The organism is Frankia canadensis (assembly GCF_900197875.1).
GTDB classification, from domain to species: Bacteria; Actinomycetota; Actinomycetes; order Frankiales; family Frankiaceae; genus Frankia; species Frankia canadensis.
Genome location: NZ_FZMO01000399.1, coordinates 1 through 1,808, shown reverse-complemented (window position 1 = coordinate 1,808; position 1,808 = coordinate 1). Strand labels below are relative to the sequence as shown.

The window sequence follows — 1,808 nt, the reverse complement described above, 5'->3', positions numbered from 1 at the left end:
GGGTGGGGGTGCGGCGGCGGTGGGTGGCGGCCCACAGGGCGACGCGCCAGAAGGCTTCGGCGACGATGGCGTTGCTCATCTTGGAGGTGCCGCGTTCGCGTTCGACGAAGGTGATGGGTACTTCGGTGACGCGGAAGCCGGAGCGCCAGGCCTGCCAGGCGAGGTCGACCTGGAAGCAGTAGCCCTGGGAGGCGATGCGGGCCAGGTCGCGGTCGCGCAGGACGTCGGCGCGGTAGGCGCGGTAGCCGGCGGTGGCGTCGCGCAGCGGTATGCCGAGGGCGGCGCGGACGTAGAGGTTGGCGCCGCGGGAGAGCAGCAGGCGGCGCCGGGGCCAGTTGCGGACCTCTCCCCCGGGTACCCAGCGGGCGCCGATGGCGAGGTCGGCGTGGTCGAGGGCGGCGAGCAGGCGGGGTAGCTGTTCGGGCTGGTGGGAGCCGTCGGCGTCCATTTCGACGATGACGTCGTAGCCGTGGTTGAGGGCCCAGGTGAAGCCGGCGACGTAGGCGGTGCCGAGTCCGTTCTTGCCGGTGCGGTGCAGGACGTGGATCTGCTTGTCGTGTTCGGCGAGGTCGTCGGCGATCTTCCCGGTGCCGTCGGGGCTCGCGTCGTCGATGACGAGCAGGTCGACCGTCGGGTTCGCCGCGCGCAGGCGGCGGGCGGTGTCCGGGAGGTTGTCCCGCTCGTTGTAGGTGGGGACGCAGACGACGACGCGGTGGAGATCCACGCGGTTCCTTTCCTGATCGGGGCCCTGGTCCGTCTGTCCGGCCCGGTGGGCGGCACGGGTCGTGTCGTCGGTGCGGGTTCGGCGGCGGATCACTCCCGCCATCATGGCGGCTAGGCCGAGTGCGATCAGCACCGCCTCGGGGAGGTCGCCGGCGCGGTCGGCGAGGGTGCGGCTGGTGCGCAGGGGAAGGGTGGCGGTGAGGATGCCGGGTTCGTAGAGGCCGGTGGTGGCGAGCATGGTGCCGTCGGGGGCGATGAGGGCGCTCTGGCCGCTGGTGGAGACCTGGATGGTGGCGCGGCCGTGTTCGACGGCGCGCAGGCGGCTCATGGCGAGTTGTTGCTGGCTTTCGCCCTTGCGGCCGAAGGAGGCGTTGTTGGTCTGGATGACGAGGAGTTCGGCGCCGTGGTCGACGGTGTCGCGGACGAGGCTGTCGTAGGCGACTTCGAAGCAGATGACGTCGCCGATGGTGGTGCCGGCGGTGTGCAGGGCGCCGACGGTGGTGCCGTGGACGAAGTCGCTGGGCATGTCCTCGGCGAAGCGGCTGATGAGTGTGGTGAGCAGGGCGCGGCCGGGGAGGTATTCGGCGAAGGGGACGGGGTGGCGTTTGACGTACATCTGGCCGGTGAAGCCGTCGGCGGTCCAGATCATGCCGGCGTTGCGGACGTGGCCGGGGCCGGGTCCGTCGAGGACGGCGCCGACGAGCAGGGGTGCGCCGGCGGTGCGGGCGGCGTCGCGCAGGGCGGTGGCGACGGTGGGGTCGGTGAGGGGGTCGAGGTCGGAGGAGTTCTCCGGCCACAGGACGAGGTCGGGGGCCCGGCGGCGGCCGGCGTGGACGTCGGCGGCGAGGCGGCGGGTCTGGGTGAGGTGGTTGGTGGTGACCTGGAAGGCGCGTCCGAGGGCGTGGATGCCGCCGTCGGCGGGGACGTTGCCCTGGATGGCGGCGATGGTGCGGGTGCCGTGTTCGGCGCCGGTGGGCAGGGGGACGAGCAGGCCGGTCAGGGTGAGGGCGGTGGCGCTGAGCAGGGGTGTGGCGATGCGGCGGGTCTGGGTGGCGCGGCGTGGTGGGCGGGCGGTGGTGTCGGTG

At 72.8% G+C, this 1,808-nt stretch carries 1 protein-coding gene; it reads right to left on the bottom strand.

Going from position 1 to position 1,808, the window contains the following annotated elements; genetic code table 11:
- The coding region (lnt, locus tag C1A33_RS24540; RefSeq protein WP_423748139.1) for an apolipoprotein N-acyltransferase at window positions 1-1,808 on the bottom strand (1,808 nt) is incomplete at both ends.